The 2,476-nt window shown below is 39.5% G+C and carries 3 protein-coding genes and 1 pseudogene; 2 read left to right on the plus strand and 2 right to left on the minus strand.

The genetic code is table 11. From position 1 onward, the window contains the following. Positions 1-281, plus strand: a pseudogene (locus AMDU4_RS03550) (N-acetyltransferase); the annotation flags it as partial. A 284-nt stretch (positions 282-565) separates the two neighbouring features. Here the strand turns inward: AMDU4_RS03550 and AMDU4_RS03555 are convergent. Then, on the minus strand, positions 566-694 hold the full coding sequence (locus AMDU4_RS03555; protein WP_290704083.1) for a hypothetical protein: 129 nt from the start codon (positions 692-694) through the stop codon (positions 566-568). 163 nt (positions 695-857) lie between these two features. Between AMDU4_RS03555 and AMDU4_RS03560 the strand changes: the two genes are divergently transcribed. Continuing rightward, positions 858-1,391 carry a DUF6789 family protein gene (locus tag AMDU4_RS03560; RefSeq protein WP_021786612.1) on the plus strand — a complete coding sequence of 178 codons (534 nt, stop codon included), beginning with the start codon at positions 858-860 and terminating at the stop codon, positions 1,389-1,391. Between the two features lie 377 nt (positions 1,392-1,768). Here the strand turns inward: AMDU4_RS03560 and AMDU4_RS03565 are convergent, their stop codons facing one another. Further along, positions 1,769-2,446, minus strand: coding sequence for a radical SAM protein (locus AMDU4_RS03565; RefSeq protein ID WP_290704086.1), 678 nt, complete (start codon positions 2,444-2,446; stop codon positions 1,769-1,771). Positions 2,447-2,476: the final 30 nt, after the last annotated feature.

Here is a 2,476-nt window from a genome sequence, read left to right on the forward strand (position 1 = left end):
TGGGCTATGCATTGGCCATTAAGGGGCACGTCAACTGGATTCTAGGCCCCCTCGTCGCGCGTGACGATCATTACGCGTCGCAGTTGGCGGCCCAAATCGTGGCTTCCACCACGGATGCCATGCGCATTGATGTGCCGAGCCAACATGCCGAATGGGCCACGGATGAACTTGTGTGCAGGGGATTCGTGAAGGTCGCGGAACCACCAATCATGACTTACCGGGGGCGTCCACTACCAACTCGTCAGGGTCTCTATGCCTTGGCGGCCCAGGTCTTTGGATAGACACTGTGTCGCTAATGAATGCCGCTAAATGGTAAAAGGTCGTTCATGGATCTAATCAACGACCAGGAGCAAACCTATGTCCGGTATGAAAAAACTCGCCAGTCAAGTCATATGCCATGGGAGAGTTTACTGCAATTCATAAGATCATAAAATGTTGCACTTATTCCACATGATTGGGTTAACAGTATCCCTGAGACCAATTTTCTTGTCAATATACAGTGCAGATAAAGTTGATCCGGTACTGTAGCTTTTCAGTACAATATCATTGATCCATTCTCAATAATCTATGCAAGATTTGCAGCAGTACTAACATTTATTTCCTTAACAACTGTTGCTATCCTGTCAGTACGTTTCTTCCACCTCATTACAAGGTAGCTATTATTTCCGGAACGCTTGAATGTGTAATATGGCATAGTATAAGTAGTGTACCCACATTATGAAATAGAAAAACCTTGTAAAATTCTATGTTTCCAAGAATATTACATTAAATATGTGTAAAGCCATCTTCCACATAAATATTATAATCGTTAGAGAATAAATAAGTTAAAACTAAATACATAAATTATATACATTTCTATGGGAAAAATTGTATCAGGAGCTACAGCCGGGCTTGTTGCAGGTCTAATATGGGGTATTTCTGGTGATATAGTTGGTTTTCTCACTACGACCATGTTCAAATCCGATATAATAAGGAGTCTATCAAGGGCTGCAGCTAGAACCGGGGCTTCAATTAACGTGATGGAACTTTATTCCCATGCATTAAACCAGGCTGGCATAAGAGGAATAATTGGAGGTTTGATTTACGGACTTATCCTTGGAATTATATTTGCATATGTGCATAACCATATACCAGGAAAACACATGGCTATAAAAGGCATGATTTTCGGTTCAATTATCTGGATTATGGTTAATGTGCTAATGGGATTAATAATAATGCAATCTATCATAAATGCCTTTGGGGCAATGTATTATTTGACAACAATCTCTTTTGGATTCATAGTTTATTTAGTATTTGGTTGCATTCTTGGTATACTATATAACAAATGGAGCGTAAAGGATCAGCCCATTACTGATGCGGAATTTAACAGCGAAAGTTCAAAGGAACTCTAAAATATTATAATCATCAATTTTAGTGTGAGTTCATGGAGAAAGTTGTAATAACAGTATCTAAAGTATATAAGGGTCCTAAACACTCTTCTTTCTTATATCAGAACACCATTTTTATATGAATGCAATATTTGAGTTAATATCATCTGACCTTATTATTAGTTATGCGGAGAATAAGATAATCCATTATGGTTATGGATAGTTAAAGGTTAAACAACTGGAAAGAGATATATGGCAGAAGATTGCATTAATTTCCCGTAGTATTAGGCACTATTGCTCCTGTTTTCTCAGACAGTTTCTCTGTCAGTTGCTGCGTCACAATCCCGTGAAATAAGGGAAGAACATCATCATAATGCCTAATGATTAGGGAATTTATGTGGTTAATCACTGCTCAATTCAAGCTTTTTAAGTGTCTTCTGTATTTCCTCATCTATGTTTATTTTTGCATTTTCCGGATTCTTTGCAATCATGGCAACACGGCTTTCAAACCTGTCTGCGTATTCAAAATAACCGAGCCTTTTTGCCAGGGTAGATGAAAATTCCATAATCTCTTCATGTGTAGGCATATTTTCATATGAAAGCCTGCCAGCCGATTGGCCAACATGCACATATCCCTTGGATTCTATGAAATCAGGATCGGCTCTCCTGTCCATTTTCTCATATTCGTCATAGAAAGGAAAATTAACATTTTTAACCATTGTATGCCTTATTACAGTCCTTGTATCAAGGGATGGGAGAAGATCCAGAGTTTTATTGAAATTCTCCCAGGCATTTCCTATTGCCGGATGAAGCACATCATTGAAAATTTCCTTAGTAGGCCCCGCAACTGTAACATACAGCTGAGTTGGCAATGGATTCAGGGTTTCCAGAACTTTCGGCATGGTTCCATTGGTAACGACAAATGTTGTTATCCCACGCCTCGTGGCTGCCTCTATAAGCTCACCAAGGCGGGTATATAAAGTAGGCTCGCCGGTCAGTGATATTGCCATATGCCTGGGATGGGATGCTTCCTCAAAAAGTTCTTTTTTGACCTTAGGATTCCCCTTAAACCCCGATATAAGCTTGAGATGGGCCTTATGCTTTCCTCA

The sequence above is a fragment of the Ferroplasma sp. Type II genome, from assembly GCF_000496155.1.